This window comes from Nocardia sp. NPDC049737, assembly GCF_040674755.1.
Classification (GTDB): domain Bacteria; phylum Actinomycetota; class Actinomycetes; order Mycobacteriales; family Mycobacteriaceae; genus Nocardia.
This window is the reverse complement of record NZ_JBFANH010000004.1, coordinates 1-17,365: the sequence shown is the minus strand read 5'-3', so window position 1 is coordinate 17,365 and position 17,365 is coordinate 1. Positions and strand designations below refer to the sequence as shown.

The window sequence follows — 17,365 nt, the reverse complement described above, 5'->3', positions numbered from 1 at the left end:
GAATTCCGCAACGGGAGTGGGATACCACCTTGCGCCATCGGAAGGACAATTGATGGATGCCTCCGATCGGCCGATTCTTGTTTCCGCCGATGCGGATCCGCTCTTGTCATTCGGTCAGCTCGAGGCGTGGGCCGAGACCGTCGCATGGTGTTTGAAGAAGAATGGCGTCGGTGCGGGCGACGTGGTGGTCGCCGAACTACCGAATTCGCCTGCTTTCGCGGCCGTAATGTCGGCCGTATGGAATATCGGTGCGGTATTCGCGCCCGTGGATTTGCGGCTGAGTGCGCGGGAGAAACAGCAGATTTTTACACTGGCCGGGCCCCGAGTGGTGGTCGCGCCGACCCTCGCTGCCACCGAGTCGCCGACGCTATTGTGGCGCAACCCCTTCGAGCCGCCCGCGCAGCTCGATTGGATCCCTACCCAGCCCGCGCGCCGCGGCGGCTGGGTGCCGACGGTGCCCGCACCCGCCGTGCACGAGGATGACCGACTGATCCTGTTCACCTCCGGCTCCACCGGAGCGCCGAAGGCGGTGGCACTGTCGGAGGCCAATATCGCGGCCGGAATCGCCGCTGTCGCAGATCATTTCGCACTCACTCCGGACGACCGCACCATCGCACTGCTGCCCTGGGCGCAGAGCCATGGCCTGTTCGCCAACCTGATGGCGACACTGCGCAGCCGATGCACCATGGTGCTACCCGCCGCGGGCGAGGCGCGACAAACGCACCGGTTGCTGGATGCCGCGGCACCCACCTGGCTCACCGTGATGCCGATGCAGCTCGCCGGTATTACCGCGGGACTGGTGGCATCGCGAAAGCGGGCGCGCGGCATGCGTTTCCTGCGCACCGCCTCGGCCCCGCTATCCCGTCTCGCGGCCGAGCGCGCGGAACGGCTGCTCGACTGCCCGGTGGTGGAGGCACTGGAACTCGCCGAAACCAGCCACCAGGCGGCGGCCGATCCGCCGTCGTGGGAGCGGGTGCCCGGCACGGTCGGCACCCCGACCGGTGTCGAATTCCGCTTGGCCGGTGACGAAATCGCGGGCGGCCGCGAACTGGAGGTCCGCGGCACCGCACTGTTCAGCAGATATGTCGGCAATCCCGCGGCCACCGCGGCGGCGTTCACCGCGGACGGCTGGCTACGCACCCGCGACGTGGCGCGCCGGGAAAACGACGGCCGCCTGCGAATCCTGGGGCGGCTCAGCGAGATCGCGCACCGCGGCGATCATGCGGTGGCACCGGTCGACGTGGAGGCCGCGCTGGACGAACATCCGGACGTCGTCTCATCGCTCGCGACCCGGGTGCCGAATCCGCATCTCGGCGACGACGTCGCGGCCGTCGTCCATTTGCGTGAGGGTTCACAGACCACCAAACGCGACATCATGCGCCACTGCCACTCCCACTTGGCCGAACACCAGATTCCGGGCCAGCTCCGCATCGTGAGTCGACTACCTCAATTGCCGAACGGAAAGCCCAGCCGCCGCATGGCGGCGCAGCTGTTCGAGATCGGCTGAAACAGCACGTCGTTTCCGCCGTGTACTCCTGGTCTGCGCGCCGAGTCTTTGTTCCGCGCACCTTTCCGTGCCGCGCGCGAACCCTGCCGCTGAGAGGTCGCGAATTGGGTTCCGAGTCGCGAAGTTACTTCCAACAAAGCCGCTCCCTGGAGCCTGCACGCGCCTGACCGACCCACTCGAATTCGTTGGCGCTTCTGGGGGGAGCCAGCGATGATTGGTGGGTGGATATCACCACACCGGACGGCAGTCCCTGGCGAATCGGAACCGACGCGGAGAGTTCATGGATTGCGGACGGTACGTCGGTCGGCCTGACCATCGTCTCCGCGATCCCGCCGGTTTTCGACAGGTACGCCACGATCGTCGTGCCGGAAGATGACGACGTGGCCTGGGAAGCGCTGGACCGAGCGCTGGTATCGGTCCTGCGCGCTGAGTCGGCGAACCAGCGTTGGTGGTTGGGATACCTCGATAACGGCGCCGACGACATCGTCTTCCCCGAAACTCCTCGGGTGACCTTGTATGCCGATTGGCAATACGTGCTGGTCGAGGCGGGGCCGGAGCAGGCGCTCACCTGGCGCAAGCTGACCTGGCGTCAACGCCGTAGCCTGCCCGACCTAATTTTTCCGACCGACCGCCGCTGGCTGGTGTCGCGGTTGTTCGACGACGACTGGATCTGCGTCGGCGGGCCTGTCGGACTGCTACACAAGCTTCTTCGCCATCCTGACCTCGAGACACGTCGAGTGGAACTCGGGCAGGACGCGACTCCCCCTGGCCACATCGCCATATAGCCACGGATTCGGGTATAAGGTCGCGCAGATCGGTGACCTTCAGGACAGGACGCAACTGCAGGCACAGCCGCCCGCAGAACTGCCGCTACGGCTTTTTCGTTGCGCGGACCTAGAAGGTCGGTATCGCCTTCGATGGGGTCAGAGTGCTGCTGCCGGTCCAGTACTCGGGTAGTGCCATCTTCTGTAGGATTCCCGCTGCCGCCGCGAAGTTTTCGGATTCGGCGGCTGCCAAGTATTGTCGACTCAGGTGCACATTGATGAATCTATTCATAAGCGCGGCCCGCTCCCGGGAAACGGTGCCGGTCAAGTTGGGCAACGAATTCCCGGTGCCCGACACGGCATCTCGAATGGCGTGGATGACCGGTTCGGTCGGGTTGTCGAAGTAGTCGCGCAGGAACTGCTGTTCGGGCGCGGTGAAGCTGCTGAACTGCAGATGGGGGTCGGCGAAGCGACGTTCCGCCAGTCGATGCGCGGTCCGCTTGAACAGTGCGACATTGGCCGGAGTCTCGCCCAATTTGAGCACACCGAGCGAGGCGATGGCCTGCCCGACATGTTTGTCGCCGTCCCACATATTCGGGCCCCAACTCGTCCGGTAGTTGTAGGCCTTGATCGCGTTGGTTCGCATTTCCTTATCGGTGAATCCAGCACTGAACATCGCTGCCTCGGCATCGCCCAGGCTTGCGCCGCGGTCGATCACTCGATCGATCGCGACAGCGGCGCCCATCGGCGTGTGACCATACGTCGCCGCGGCGGACCTGGCAGAGTCGATGATCTGCTCGCGCGTGCGATAGTAATTCCGAATCCAGCCGAACCGATCCGCCTCGACCGCCATCCGCATATTCGCCAGCTCCGCTTGCTGTCGCATTCCGGAGCGGGAACTCAACGGGGATCGCCTGCGGCCCATCAGGTATTCGGTAACCGGCGAGGCGTTCATCGTGTTGAGTGCCGCGAGTCCGGTAACGAGCCGCTGTGTTCCGGACATACTGCCGCCCGCTCCCGCCATGGAGCCTCCGCCGCCACCGGGCTGGCTGGCATGTCCGCTCGCGAGCACTCCACCGATCTGGTTGGCGATCCGCCCGGTTCCGGCGGCGAGGCTGTGGCTCATCCGGCGCAGCAATACGATTCCGACGATCATGAACGATCCGCCGATGAAGATGACCGCGATGCCGTGGCCCTGCGCCTGTTTGAACACATCGCCGAGCACCAAGGCGTAGACGCCGAGATAGACCGTGAACGCGACCATTTTCCCGGACGACACGAAGGCATCGACGAGATTGCGCACCAGGAAGGTCTGGCTCGGTCCGTAGACGTATCCGCCTGCGGCGAAGCCGAATATCGCCATAAAGGCGTGATAGATCGACTCCGCCGCGGCCACCACGATCTTGCCGGACAAGTACACGCCGAACATGAGCAGGACCGCGGCGAAGATCAGTAACAGCAGGCCGGTGCAGATCTGGCCCGCATTGGGATTCTGGGCCTTGGTGTACGCTGCGGCGTCGCCGCAACGTTTCATGCCGCTGGTGACCTTGTCATCGCTACCGGCCAGCACACCTTCCGACCAGGCGGCGCGGCAGGCCGGCGAATCGTCCACCACGTGGCCGAAGTTCCACACCTGTAGTGGATAACGCACGAAGTTGTCGGCGAGTGTGCTCTCTATCGAGTCGACGATCGCATTCGGGCTCGGATTCGATTCGCCGTTGAGGCCCGCGGCTACCGCCACACCGACGTCACGTCCCTGGGCGAGCAGCCCGTCCGAGGACAACACATCGGCCAGCGGATGCGCCAGATAGGGGACGCTGAACATCGCGACCCCGATCATCGTCATCACCTGCAGGGTGGCCTTGGAGAAGTACCCGCGCACAACGAACCAGGCCACCGGTATCCCGCCGATGGTTACCGCGAACACAAAGATGAGGGGCGTCCCGACTTGTCCGGCCAGGGTGTCGGCGACGCGGCTCAATGGCTCGGCGACAAGGTCGAGCCAGCGGAAGCTCACCGCGTAGTCGATCACCCATATGCCGGTGACCTCGGTGGCCATGAACCCCGCGAATTCCAGATCGAGTGCGGTCGACAATGCCGCATTCCCGGGGTGCAGAATACTGCCGTGATTCGTGGCGAAGACATAATTGGCCAGCGGAACTCCGTGCGAATCCCGGACATTCATCCAACCGACCGCATCGATTGTCGATGACCCGGCGGTAGCGGTGCCCGTCTGCGCCGTGGCCACCGCGCCGATCGACATCGGAACAACGAACAGCACAAATGTGCCGAGCAGTAGCCGAGCGGTTATTCGGCGCAGTCGAGTCGCGCCGATCCAGTGCCCGCACCGACGGATGACTGCGCGCGGCCGCCACCGCGCTGTATCCCAGAACTCCGAGTCCGACAACGTATTTGGACGGTCTATCCTGCCCGACCCGAGTCGCGTGCCAATGAGATTATCCGATCGCCCGAACACGCATACGAATATAATGGCTGGTCGAACATCGAAAACCCTTTGGGCTCACGATGATTCGTATGTGATACGTATAGAATTCGACGACTGTTACCGACGACACATGAATTCATGTAGTGCATGGCTGAAATCTGATCATCCGCCGAAACTCGATACGAGTTCGCGGCGCGAAATATTTCCGCGCTCCGGACAGGATGAAATTTTATGCGGTAGGCGGGATTTCGGAGTGCCTGGCGAAGGCCTGATCGATCAGCTCCGATGTTGCACGAGTCACGATCAGCCGCGCGATGGCCAGATCGGTCTCGAGTTTCGTGCGGTCCTTGGGGGTGCGCTCGGATTGTTCGTAACCGCGCCCGGCCAGGCTGTAGAACAGCTCGGTGGCATAGCGATCGGCGATCCGATCGCAGTCGGCGCGCAGCCGCTCGACCAATTCGAAGGCGGCCGATGCCGGGAGGCCGACATCGACGAGCCGGGAGGCCAGATCGCAGCAGCGTGGATTGGTCAGGCGGTAGGCCTCCAGTGGATCGTCACTCGAGGCGAGAGCTTGCTTCACATATTCCGGCAGTTCGGCCGAGTGTTCTTCCCGAGCGGCGCGGCCCGCGTTCTGGGGGGTGGTAGGCGGCTCGGCGGTCGACTGGTCGGGTGCGACACCGAGGACATCGGCCAGGCCGTCCCCACGGTCCCAGGCCTCGAGCAGTTCTCGGATCCCGTTCAGCTTCATGCCGCGGCTGAGCAGTCGACTGATGGTCTGCAGGCGCTCCAAATGGTCGGAGCGGTAGTAACCGATCCGACCCCGCACCTCGGGGGAGGGCAGGAGACCACGCTCGTGGTAGACGCGCACGCTGCGCACCGTGGTGTCGGCTACCCGGGCCAATTCATCGATCGTGTATTCCGACTGCACAGCCATACCTCACAGGAAACCACAACTTACCCCGTAGAACGCGGCCCGTGGATGAACGTGCCGTTAATCAACGATACGTCGAGATCACTACTTGGTCAATGTGCCGTTACATAGCGGCGGAAATGGTTGCCGGGTAACGGATCGTAAGTTAACGTGCGTCATACGGCAGTTCACTGCCGGTTTCCGGGGACTGTTGAGCAGCCCTGATGCCCGCCCGACAATGGGACACGTCTTGCGTGGCGTGTGCCCTCGGCAGTCTCGGAGACGGCTATGAGCATCATTCAGGCGCGTCGCCCAGCGATCGGATCGCAAACGGCGACACAGATTTCGGCGATCCCCACTGCGGCCAAGGCCGCGCACCGCCCGCCCTGCGCGGATGGTCCAGACGATTGGGACCTCGATGTCGGCACCCCGGAATCCTGGCGAGCTGCCATCCAGACTTGCCAACACTGCCCCTTATTCGCCAAGTGTGGGCAGCTTGCGCAGACGCTCACCGCGCGAGGTGACGGCCCACGAGCGATGATCTGGGCCGGCGTGGCATACGACAGCGCGGGCCGGGTGGTGGAGAACCTCGATCGGCACCGCACCGCCCCGATCGATCACAAGCGGCCACTGCGCATTATTCGCAACAGCACCCGCCCGGTATGCGCTGATCTTGTGCCTGCGACCCCACGACGGCGTATCGTGCTCGGGCACCGGCTGCGATCTGCCGGTTCGAGCGGCCTGTAGAACTGTGGGCGGCGGACGGTACGTGAAAACTCTTGTGGCGGTGGGTGACCTATGACGGTGTTGGCTCTGGAGATCGGTCCTGAGGGCTTCGCGGTGACCCGCGTGGCCGACGATGCCGAGGCCGAGGATGTCCGGAGGGCTCCGATACCTTCCGGTGCGGCATGGCCCACCTGCCGGGATCTGTTGCTGGAGGTGGCGCAGAATCAAGAGGTCACCGCCGTCGGCATCGCCTCGTCAGGGCCGGTCGACATGGCGGCCGGGGTCGTGGCACCGGCCGACATCCCAGAGTGGCGAACCGGTTTCGCACTGACGGAGGCCGTGCAGAAGACCTTTCCGACTGCCCTGGTGCAACTCGCTCTCGATGGCGTGTGTCTCGGCTTGGCCGAGCGGAACTTCGGAGCGGCCAGCCAGGTCATGGACTCGCTTTCGGTATCGGTCTCGTCTCGGATCAGCGCTGGACTCATGGTCGGTGGCTTCGTCGTGGTCGGGCGTACCGGAAATGCCGGGCATTTCGGCCATGTCCTGGTCCCGGGTTTCGACGACCTCTGTGAATGCGGTGGGCGTGGTTGCCTGGAGGCGGTCGCGAGTGGCGCGTCGATACTGCGGTGGGCACGTGGCAACGGATGGAACGGAAGCTCTGTCGACGACCTGGCCGAAGCCGCGCGAGCTGGTGACGAGATCGCGGTTGCCGCGCTGAATCGCGCCGGAACGGCGCTCGGTCGGTCGATCGCCTCGGTAGCGCCGTTACTGGATATCGATCTGGTCGTGCTCGGCGGCAGCGTGGCGAGATCCGGTCCGGCGCTGTGGAAGCCGCTCACCGCGGCCGTGGCGACGCACGCCCGACTCGGTTTTCTGACCGCGCTGCGCGTGATTCCGTCGGAGTTGGAGAACGTCGGCATCCTGGCGGGTGCCGGTCTGCTCGCTCTGATGGCGGCGGAGGCAGCCTCGGCCCCGAGCGAGTAATCGGCCGTTCCTGAGGTCGGCTGGAAAACCGTCAGCTATGGGCACGGCTGATGGTGTCGGCCCGTGGCGGTGCGTTTGTTCGCGTGCCGTCACCGGTTTCCGCGGCGTCTGGTTTCCTTCCTGTCCGAGCATTGTCATGCATCGGAATCGACGCAGGTCGCCGAGGGTTCAGCAGGTGCGGTGACGCGCGGTTGCGGCGGGAGATTGCCTGTGCCGCCGTTCATCTTGTCTTAGGACTAGGTTAAGAAACCAGCATTCGGTTTGCTCCATCCGGTATGAATCACAAGACTTCGAACAGGTGAACTTGTTCCTGACGTGTTGATTGGACCGCTGAACAACGGTACATTGAACGTGTCACGATCGTGGCTCATCTGAGTCATGAATCCGGAGGAACGGCTGGTACGGGCAAGCGAGATGCGGAGCGACGCAGTAATCCCATGGGTGACCATCGAAACGTTGACACCGGACATGATGTCGGTGGCGTCGGTGGGGGAAGCACCGCGTGACTTCGCGGGGTGGCCGCGAGTTCTCCAGCGGCTGCTCGCGAAAATGCCTGCGGTATATGACAGTCTGACGACCGCGCGGTTGGCCGCGGCCATGCAGGCGGCGCGTGATCAGGCCGAAGATGTGGATCTGCGGATCCCGACTCGTTCGGGTGTGCACGAGCTGAAGATCCGGCCGGTATTCGGGCCGGCGGGCGATGTGCACGCGATCCGGCTCTGGCTCGGGCCATCGGCTGCGCAGGCGCCGGAATTGCGTGCGGCAGTGGGTATGATCTGGGATCTGAATTCGCAGACCATTCAGCAGCCTATCGGCGTTACTCGACTCTCCGGCAGTGCGCCAGAGGAATACGTGCCGAGGATGTCGATCGCGGAGCTCTTTTACCGGATGTCGGCGTTCGATCGGCATGCCGAGATGCTCGATCTGCTCTACGACCCCAAGCCGGGGGACAAGCTGCAGTTCGATGTCACGGTGCCGCACAGTTCCGGCCGAGCCGGGCGTTGGCGCATCACGATCCGGGCCCGTGACGACGAGCGGACCCGAGGGGCATGGTGGCTGATCGAGGACATCTCCTCCGACGATCAGCCCGCCTCGTGGGCCACGCTGGAACGAGTTGGGCTGCGTGAGGCGCACCGTCGCGCGGGCACCCACTTGGCGGTTGTGCAACTCGAGTACACCAGCATTTCGCATTGGCTCACCGATCCCGCGCCATGGGTGCGCTGGGATTATCTGTTCCAGCCGGTCGACGTATTTCATCCGGACGATCGGATCCGGTTGATCGAGCTCGGTGACCGACTGCGGGCGGGGGAAACCGCCGGAGTCACGATGCGTGCCCTCAACTACGGCGGCGGTTATACGCCGACGTCATTGCTGCTGTATCCGTACCCCGGATATTCGACTCGGCCGTTGGCCATCGCGCAGTTGGTCAGGGTCGCCGATGACGTGCCCGTCCTGGAACCGCACCGGCCGGTCGAGCCGAGCACGCCGGTCGGTTACGACGATCAGCTGCGTCATTGGCTGGTCGATCGCATGAAACGCAGCCCTGCCTACTGATTGTCCTTATTCCCAGCCACGGGAACAGGCGGGCAATTGGGAGCGGTTCGGCTCTCTACCATTTCGAGAGTGCGGACAACGGCTGGCAGGCAGGCAGATTCGGGCGAGGAATTACTTCGCCGGATGGCCGCACGCCGCCGCCGCGACAATGCCATTGTTGCCGTCATCGCCGTGCTCGCGGTGCTCGGCGGTGGGCGCACCATCCTCGGCTGGTTCGCCGATAAGCCGGTCGCCAAGTCGCCGGATTCCATGTCGACCTCGATCATCGGCCATGCCCAGTTGGCGGAGTCCTTCGCCGAGGAGTTCGTGGTCACCTACCTCAGCGCCTCATCCGGACAGCAGGAGCGCCTCGGTGAGTACGTCGGCGGCGGACAGCAGATCAATCTGCCCGCGACCGGGCGACAGGTGTCCGATCCGATCGTCGTGTTCACCTCACGCAATCTGAGCACCGAGGCATTCGACGTCTGGTCGGTCACGGTGTCGGTCCGGGTGGCCAAGGCAGCTGGCGGAGCCAGCGGCAATCGCGAGTACTACCGAGTCTCGGTATCGGTGGCGGCGGACGGCAGGCGCCGCGCGCTGGCGGTGCCCGCGGCGGTCGAATCGCCGGGGCGCGGCATCGATCTGGTGCTGGGATATCAGAATCCGTGTGGCGCGGAATCGCCACTGGCGCAGGTGGCCTCCGGATTCCTGTCGACGTATCTCACCGGCTCGGGTGATATCGCGCGCTACACCATACCGAACTCCGGGATAGCCGCACTGCGGCCAGCACCGTTCACCTCCGTGGAGACCACAACGGTGGCATCCGATGACGGCGGCTGCGGTGTCGGCGGTACGAACGCCCGCGTGCTGGTCACGATCAACCCGAAGACCGGCAGCGGCGCCGCGCCGACCCTTGCCTACCCACTGACGATGATCCAGACCGCAGGGCAGTGGCAGGTCGAGTACCTGGATTCGATGCCCGAACTGCGCGAACCCATGACGGTAGTCGCCGCCAACGAAGGGTCCGGCGGCGCCCCAACCAGCACGGCGACCACAGCACCCAGTTCCGCAGTGTCGATTCCACCGGCAACACAGAACTGAACAGAAAGGCATCATCATGGGTAGTCAAATGAGCATCATCCTGTACAACGGGCTGATCTTCATCCGTTGGGCGGGGATGATCGTCATCGCCGGTTGCGGCATGGTTCTGCTCATTTCCGAAGGGGTGAAGTCGAAGCTGTCACCGGGCAAGCTCATCGGCGTCACCCTCTCGGCATTGATGGCGGGGATCCTGTTCTGGACGCTGCCCACCCTGCTCAACTACGCGCGCGTCGACTCCAATAGCCGGATCGTCCAAGACCAGCCCATCGGCGGGACGTACCGCTAGTGACCCAAGTCGTCAAGGTGTTCACGCCGATCAAACGGGTTCCCACCCTGATCGGCAAGGCGCAGAACGGGCAGAAGCTCCCGTTCGGGCCGTACACCTTGCCGCAGATGATCGGCGGCGGCGTGCTCATCGTCATCACGGCGGTGCTGGCCATGTCGCTGCCCACGAATCCCGCCATCACCTTCGTGGTGGGTGCGGTCATCTCCGTCGTCACTGTTTTCGCACTGGGTTTGGTGCCGTATACGGGTGTGCGGTTGACATCGCGGATCCTGTGGATCGGCCGATTGATCGTCATCCGCAGGCCGGTTTCCGCCTCGGGCATGCCGGTCGGCGAGGAGTCCGGGCGACACACGCTGTTCGTCGAGGAGAGCATCGTGATTCTGCTGCCTGATCGTAAGGTCGCCGCGGACGATGACCGCCCGGCGGTAGCCGTAATGGCTAGCGAGCGTCCGCTCAACATTCTCGAAAGATGGAGCAAGACATTGCCAAAGGTGGAAGACAAGGGCAATGGCGCGTTACCCGGAGGGCGGAACTGATGGCGTTCGAACGAGACCTGCAGCCGACCGCCGCTATTCGCGGGCATCTGCAATTCACGCACGGCGGTCTGGTGACTGCCAACTATTTCATCAACCCGCTGGGCTACGGGTTGCGCAAGGCCAGTGACAAGTTCGATGTCAAGGCGGCCCATCATTCACTGATCAATAATCTGCCGAATGGTTCACTGCTGCTGGGTATCCAGGCTCGTCTCAATACCCTCGACGTGCTGAGCAAAATGGTCGAGGGCGTGGATCTGGACGAGTGCGAGGATTACGCCACCGAGGTGGTGGCCTCGTTCGAGCGGGTCCGCGCGATCCTGCCGCAGACCCGGATATATTTGCTGTCGATCCCGGTCGGGGCCAGCAATTCGGGTATTTCGGCATTGTCGCGAATGTGGCGTGGCACCACCACGACCATCGACGCCGCCGCCCTGTCTCGAGCCGACCTGGACGCCTATGACGAGAAGGCCAACGAGATCCTCTCGCGCATCGGTGGCGATTTCGACCCGGTTCCGGTGCCTGCCGCCCTGTTCCAATGGCTGTGGGAGCACTATCTGAGCCGCGGCGCGGTCGGCGATCCAGTTGCGCCGACCCGCGCCGGTGTGTTGGACGACGCGACATCGGCCGTCTTCCGCTCGGCCGCCCTGGACGAGGGAGCACAGGCCGACAGCAATCGACGCATTCGCCCCTCCTTCGTGCCGGTGATCAAGGTGGTACAGCCGGATCTGGTTTTCCAACCCTCCTACCAGGCGGTGCTGACCCCGCGGTCATTCCCGTACGCGGGCATGTCCTTTCCCGGCGGCAGTGAATTCCTCAGCGTGCTCGAGGGCATGCAGGACGTCACGGTCGACTGGGGCATGCGGATATCGACGAAGCCCGCCGAGCAGGTGCTCAAGAATAATGAGCTGAGCCTTCGACGCCTCGGTGAGCAGATGGACCAGCGGGATCAGGAGGTTTCCTTCGCACAGAACACCTTGATGTCGAAGGCGCAGATGTTGGGCGAGTACAACCAGCATTTCGAGGTCAACGGCGGTGAATCCGAGGTGTCCTTTACGACCGTGATCGCTATAGGTGGAGCGTCACGCGATGCGACGACCGATGCGGTGAACACGCTCAAACGTCGGTACCGGCGCTTCAATGTGGAGATGACCGCGCCGGTCGGCGCGCAGGTTGATCTGTGGTCGATGCTCATTCCCGGCAGTCCGGCGCGGCGGGCGTACGACGATTTCGCGCATATTGTGCCCTCCGATATGTGGGCGGGCTTCGTTCCCTTCACCACCAGCCAGATCGGCGATGACAGCGGTCCGGTGATCGGGGTCAACCTGTTGTCCGGAAATTTCGAGCCGATCCATTTCGGGATCATGGAAGCGGCGCTGCACGACCTGTCCGCATCGTTCGCGGTCACCGGTGAGCTCGGATCGGGTAAATCCTATTTCTTGAAGCTCATGGCCGTGCTGGTCCACGATATGGGCGGCCAATTCCTGGCCATCGATCGCAGTCAGGTCGGTGAATGGGAGCATTTCGCTTCCTCGATCGATAATGCGGTCGTCATCGATCTGGCCAATCCGACGGTGTCCTTGGATCCGCTGCGCCTCTTCGATCCACGGATCGCGGGGGAACGGGCGCTGGATTCGATCCTGCCGCTGCTGGATCTGTCGCCGACATCGGGTGCGGGCGCCGCCGCCAGCAATCTGCTGTCACCGAGGGGAATTGCCGAGCACAGCATCCGCAGTCTGCTGGACTTCCTGCAGGTCGTGCGGCGGCTGCGGGACACACCCGGGTTGGGTGAGGACTACGCCGATTTGGCGGCGCGGCTCGGGACCGTGGTCGACCGGGTTCCGGTGCTGTTCGATCCGAAGCTGCGGCCGCTGCGGCTCGATGCCGCGGCTACGGTGGTCCGCAGCCACAATCTGGCATTGCCGACAGCGGAGGAACTCACCACTCCGCACTTGTACAACCGGTTGCCGCTGACAAAGCGCCTGGGCACCGCGCTTTACGAACTGGTCGGCGTTGCCGCCAGGGAAGCGTTCCTCACCGACAACGGCAGATTCGGACTGCTGGTCGGCGACGAGGCACACCATTTCACGCAGACCCAGGTCGGTTCCGCGGTGACCTCCGATTTCAGCCGGGACGGTCGAAAGCATTTGGCCGCAATCGGATTGGCGTCCCACGATCCCGCGACGGACTTCCAGGGCGCGGCGCACAATCTGATTCCCAACCGGTTCGTCTTCCGGCAGCGTGATGAAACGTTGGCCCGCAACAGCCTGGAATGGCTCGGCGTCGATCTGGAAGAGGCGTCGTTCCTGCTGCAGATCCTGCGCGAAGAGACCTCGCCGCCGGTCGGCCAAGGCCGGCAGGTGCCGGAGGAACGGCGCGGCGAGATGTTTATGCGGGACGCGCTGAACCGGATCGGACGTGGCAAGGTGCTCGGTCCCGCACGCGCCGATCGCGCCGAGGCGATCAGCAGTACGCCCTCGGGGAAGGGCGCCACTCGATCGGCATTGCCACAGCGTCAGGAAATCGCATGAGACTCCCGTCCACCGTGCCCACTTGGTCGCGCGCGTGGCACGGCTCCGATCTGCGACGCGAACTGGAGTTCTGGGATCCGGAAAAATGGCAGCCGAGGGTGCTCGGGCACCGATGTTGGCTGTGGATCACCGCGACCCGGCGTCGACGTTGGATCTTCTGGGGGCTCGTCGCATTCTTCATGCTATTTGTATTGCCGGCTGCGCTCAGCGCGGTTGCCGGCGCGCAAACCGACACCGAGACCGTGCAGTCCAGCGGTAACGGTGCGCTCGGTTTCACGAATATGCGGGATTCATATGGGGTCCCGGTGTCGCGGTATACCTACATCACAAGCGACGGAAGCCTATTCCATCCGATCACGACCGTGATGGCGGCGATCCTCGGCCTTATGTGCGAATTCTTCCTTATTGCTGTGGTTCTGCCGATCTGGGGGTACGACTCGGCGGTCCGCCTGGGTTGGCTCGATTGGCTCCGCGCACCCTTGACCGGGGCTGCCGAAGGTGTCACCGCTCAGATCGCGACGGCGGCGGTGTTCTTCTTCTTCGTTACGCTGGGCGCGTTCTTCGTCGCTTATTTCGTGGCACGCGGATTTTTTGCCAAGGCATCGTTTCAGATTGCGACCATGCTGGTGATGGCAATCGTGAGTGCGCTGTTCCTCAGGGATCCGCTCGCCGAGATATTGTCCTCGCACGGCATGCTGGCTCAGGGCCGCGATGTCGGCCTTTCGGTGGCGGCCGGCGTGAATGGTGACAGCAGCCCGAATCCCGCGGCGCTCGCACAGACCATGCAGCAGAGTATGGTCGACAATTTTGTGCGGCATCCGCTACAGGTGTGGAATTTCGGCCACGTTGTCGACGAGCGGCCGGCGTGTGCCTCTGCGTGGTCATCCGGCATATCGGCCGGCAATGATAGCCAGGTCAAGAAGGGTTTGAAGGCCTGTGGCGATTCCGTCGCGGCCACTGCCGCAGACAATCCCAGCATGGGTCAGATCGGTGCCGGTCTGTTGGTGCTGATATTGATGTTGCTGGGGATCGTACCCTTCTTCGGGTATATGTCCATCAGGATTGTGTGGTCCGGGCTCGACGCGATCTATTGGGCATTCATGGGCCTTTTCGGCTTCGCCGCCGGTGGCTATGTGTACGGTCCTACGCAGACATTCACGATCCGCAGTGTCGTCCATGGCTTCTTTTCTTTCTTCCGGATGGCTGCGGAAATTGCTTTTGTCGCTGTCATAGCTTTGATCGAGAACGAGATGCTGAAACAGGCGAAAGGTCGGGAAATCGCGGTCTTGTTCTTCACCGCGGTGATAATGATCGTCGCATTCCTTCAGGCCAAGCGCTTCACCGGTAACCTCGACCGCGGCAATGAATGGATTGCCAACCGCTTCGCGATCGCGGTCCAGAATGGAGGGACGCGCGCGGGTGCGGGTTCTGGAGGCGGTGGTGGGTATGCGCTCGGTATGGGACAGATCGGCGCGCGCCACAAGATGGGTGGTATGGGGATGATGGCGCTGATGGGTGGTGCGAGCACGATTGCCAACTCACCACTGACGGAATGGATGATGATGGGGCTGCCCGGATCGTTCCATCCGCAATCCAGGCTGAAGAGGGCAATGACGGAGGCGCAGGGAGGCGTGTGGGTCGGGGACGATCGGTTCGGTGGGCGGTACGGCTGGTATGCGCAGTCGTATATGAACCGGGAACTCTTTGCGTCCAACGCCGGACTGGAAGCTGTCGAATATGGCGGTCTGGACTCGGTCTTGGGCAATGCCGCAGCCGTGCAAGGCGTTCTCGATGTCGGCGGCACTGCGGCCGATTCATTCGGAGCCATGATCGGCGCCGGTGCGAGAGACGAGAAAAGGGCGCGGCTTGCGTCGCGCTCGCGGGCAACTATCGCCCAAGCCGCTGGTAACGAACCGCTCCAGGACCGCGACCTTGCGTTCTTGGCTGCTGCTTTGCGGCATACCCAGAATTCAGCACGCCTGCTGATCAGAGGCGATGGCAGTGCCGACGAGGTCGCGGCCAATTTCGGTACTCTGCAGCAGGCGGCCCGGGAATTCCGCAGGGTCAGGGCGGGCGGTGTCGCCCTGGACGAAGACAACCCATTGGGTCATCCGCAGGTGGATTTCGTCCGAGAATATGCTGGTGACCACAGTCGAGGTATTTTTGGTGACATTCGTGATAATCCGGATGAAGCGGCAGCGAAGATGAGGGCGTTGAATAATGTGATAAACGGGACTGTGCCTACGACTGGCATGACCGCCAACGACCGTAGATTGCAGAGCGCTAATGTCGGTGTGCGGGAGGCGGAGCGTATGAAGCAATGGATTATGAACGAGCATGCCAGGAACGCGCAGAATGCCACAGAAGCGCTCGTTCGTAATGTAGCTGATCCGGAAGCAATCCGAAATCTCCGGGATACGGTCTACGACGCCGTCCGATCAGAACATTTGGGCTCGGGTCGAACCACGGATTTGTCCAATACAGTGACACCACGCGGACAAAATGACGCCCATCCGCGCTGGGTACAGACATTGGGACAAGTCGACAGGCTGCTGGGGAACTAGATATACGCCCGCGCGAAGGTGAAGTCGCTCGGCCTGCACAGAGAGGGTATTCGATGATGGGGCGCCTGATGATCCTCGCGATGATCCCGACTTGGGTGTGGGTGCTGCTCATTCCTGTAGTCGGGCTGTGCGGCGTCGGGGGGATGCTTATGACGCTGGCGGGGAACACCTCAACATCGGCCGCTGCGGATCTGCACTACCAGTGCGATAGTGCCGTCGGTCCGGATCCGGCCGTCACGACAACGACATCGAGCGCTACCACTTCGCGCCGGGCAGCCGACACCATTCCCGAATCCGAGGCGCCGACCACGAACCCGTATGCCGAGTGGACCATCGCGCCGGATGACACCGATGCCTCGACCTGGCAGCGCTCCTGCGCGTCCGCGATGCGATCCGCATCCTGGCAGCTGCCGCCGTTGCAGACGGTCAATACCGGGCTCGCTGTGGAGTGCGCGCGGCAGTTCGCGCTGGCGGTGGTCCGTAACCCGGCGACGCTCGAGCCCGGCCGCAATGGCTCGCCGGGCACCGCAGATGCCGCGACATTGACCAAGAGCGTCATCGATGCGGCATCGGACGCGGCAATGACGGGGCAATGTCTCGCGGCGGCGGGCGCCGGTACCGGCACGGTTGGCTCGTCATCGGGTGCGACCATGCCGCGCACCGAGTCGACGCAGGTTGCGTGCGGGCGGCCATCGAGTTCGACGACTACCGCTCGCTCCTCTGTCGTGCTGCCGAGTGCCATTGCCGCCCAAGGTGTTTGCGGTCAGCGGGTCGATACCGAAGCCATCTCGCCGGGGGATCTGGTCTTTTGGGATTACCGGTCCAACGCCCCCACCCGAGTCGGCATTGCTGTCGGTTCTACCCAGATTGTCACTGTTGATCCGGATTCGGGGCAGGTAGTCGAACAAGTGCTGCCGACCGGAGGTGACGTTCGGGTCAAGCGGGTGTTGAAGGGGGATTCATGACGAGTCCATTGGTGTGGGATGCGGGGGTTGAGCCAGCTGTCGATGATCTGGATGCGGAGGGGGATTCGGGTGAAGGTGCGCTAGCGGGGGTGGTGACGCCGTGGACGCGCAAGCCTCGGCAGGGAGCGAGCCCGGGAGCGGGCGGTTTGAGCCCGGGGGCGGGTTCGGGTGGGAATTCGCAAGCATCGCAGGAGGGTTCGGACTCCGAGAATAATCCTGCTCTGCCTGGTCAGTCTTCGGGGGATGGTTCCGGACAGGGCGCGGTGGCGCCGGGACAGGGTGGTTCGGGTAAGGGTGTGGTGCCGCCAGCGGGTGCGCCGGGAGCTGCGGGGGCGCAGGCGGCTCCGGCGCCGAGTGCGCCTGCTGAGGGGGCTGCTGCGCAGGCGGCTCCGGCGCAGGCGGCGCCTGCGCCTGCGGGTACGGTGGCGCCGAATACGTCTCGGACCACGGATGATTCAGCCGCTGATCATGGTGGCGGGTTGTTGGATCCGGATACTTTGACGGCGTTGGCGCCG

General features: G+C 63.5%; 12 protein-coding genes and 1 pseudogene. 11 read left to right on the top strand and 2 right to left on the bottom strand.

All coding sequences use genetic code 11. The annotated features are described in order from the left end of the window. Positions 1 to 52: 52 nt before the first annotated feature. Together AB0J47_RS06885 and AB0J47_RS06880 are read left to right on the top strand one after the other, a co-directional pair. Positions 53 to 1,507 (top strand): AMP-binding protein, encoded by a 1,455-nt coding sequence (locus AB0J47_RS06885; protein WP_364341417.1) that lies wholly within the window; start codon positions 53 to 55, stop codon positions 1,505 to 1,507. A gap of 221 nt (positions 1,508 to 1,728) precedes the next feature. Then, complete coding sequence (locus tag AB0J47_RS06880) at positions 1,729 to 2,292, top strand: hypothetical protein (protein ID WP_364341415.1); 564 nt, start codon at positions 1,729 to 1,731, stop codon at positions 2,290 to 2,292. A gap of 109 nt (positions 2,293 to 2,401) precedes the next feature. Here AB0J47_RS06880 and AB0J47_RS06875 read toward each other — a convergent pair whose 3' ends face one another. After that, entirely contained in the window at positions 2,402 to 4,534 is a 2,133-nt protein-coding gene (locus tag AB0J47_RS06875) for a hypothetical protein (RefSeq protein WP_364341413.1), read from the bottom strand. Between the two features lie 412 nt (positions 4,535 to 4,946). Beyond that, on the bottom strand, positions 4,947 to 5,651 hold the full coding sequence (locus AB0J47_RS06870) for a MerR family transcriptional regulator (RefSeq protein ID WP_364341411.1): 705 nt from the start codon (positions 5,649 to 5,651) through the stop codon (positions 4,947 to 4,949). Between the two features lie 774 nt (positions 5,652 to 6,425). Between AB0J47_RS06870 and AB0J47_RS06865 the strand changes: the two genes are divergently transcribed. The 9 genes and pseudogenes from AB0J47_RS06865 to AB0J47_RS06825 form a co-directional block, all read left to right on the top strand. Next, positions 6,426 to 7,337: an ROK family protein gene (locus AB0J47_RS06865; protein ID WP_364341409.1), complete on the top strand. Its 912-nt coding sequence runs from the start codon at positions 6,426 to 6,428 to the stop codon at positions 7,335 to 7,337. 441 nt (positions 7,338 to 7,778) lie between these two features. Beyond that, on the top strand, positions 7,779 to 8,891 hold the full coding sequence (locus AB0J47_RS06860; RefSeq protein WP_364341407.1) for a GAF domain-containing protein: 1,113 nt from the start codon (positions 7,779 to 7,781) through the stop codon (positions 8,889 to 8,891). A gap of 69 nt (positions 8,892 to 8,960) precedes the next feature. After that, a complete protein-coding gene (locus AB0J47_RS06855) occupies positions 8,961 to 9,971 on the top strand; it encodes a conjugal transfer protein (RefSeq protein ID WP_364341405.1) in 1,011 nt (336 codons plus the stop codon). Between the two features lie 28 nt (positions 9,972 to 9,999). Then, a complete protein-coding gene (locus AB0J47_RS06850; protein WP_364341403.1) occupies positions 10,000 to 10,257 on the top strand; it encodes a hypothetical protein in 258 nt (85 codons plus the stop codon). Beyond that, complete coding sequence (locus tag AB0J47_RS06845; RefSeq protein ID WP_364341401.1) at positions 10,257 to 10,793, top strand: hypothetical protein; 537 nt, start codon at positions 10,257 to 10,259, stop codon at positions 10,791 to 10,793. Before AB0J47_RS06850 ends, AB0J47_RS06845 begins: the two co-directional genes overlap by 1 nt. Continuing rightward, a complete protein-coding gene (locus AB0J47_RS06840) occupies positions 10,793 to 13,321 on the top strand; it encodes an ATP-binding protein (RefSeq protein WP_364341399.1) in 2,529 nt (842 codons plus the stop codon). Before AB0J47_RS06845 ends, AB0J47_RS06840 begins: the two co-directional genes overlap by 1 nt. Beyond that, positions 13,318 to 15,885, top strand: a complete 2,568-nt coding sequence (locus AB0J47_RS06835) for a hypothetical protein (protein ID WP_364341397.1) — start codon at positions 13,318 to 13,320, stop codon at positions 15,883 to 15,885. Before AB0J47_RS06840 ends, AB0J47_RS06835 begins: the two co-directional genes overlap by 4 nt. A gap of 53 nt (positions 15,886 to 15,938) precedes the next feature. Continuing rightward, on the top strand, positions 15,939 to 16,850 hold the full coding sequence (locus tag AB0J47_RS06830) for a hypothetical protein (RefSeq protein ID WP_364341395.1): 912 nt from the start codon (positions 15,939 to 15,941) through the stop codon (positions 16,848 to 16,850). Beyond that, positions 16,847 to 17,365: pseudogene (locus AB0J47_RS06825) on the top strand (hypothetical protein); the annotation flags it as partial. The gene AB0J47_RS06830 and the pseudogene AB0J47_RS06825, both read left to right, overlap by 4 nt.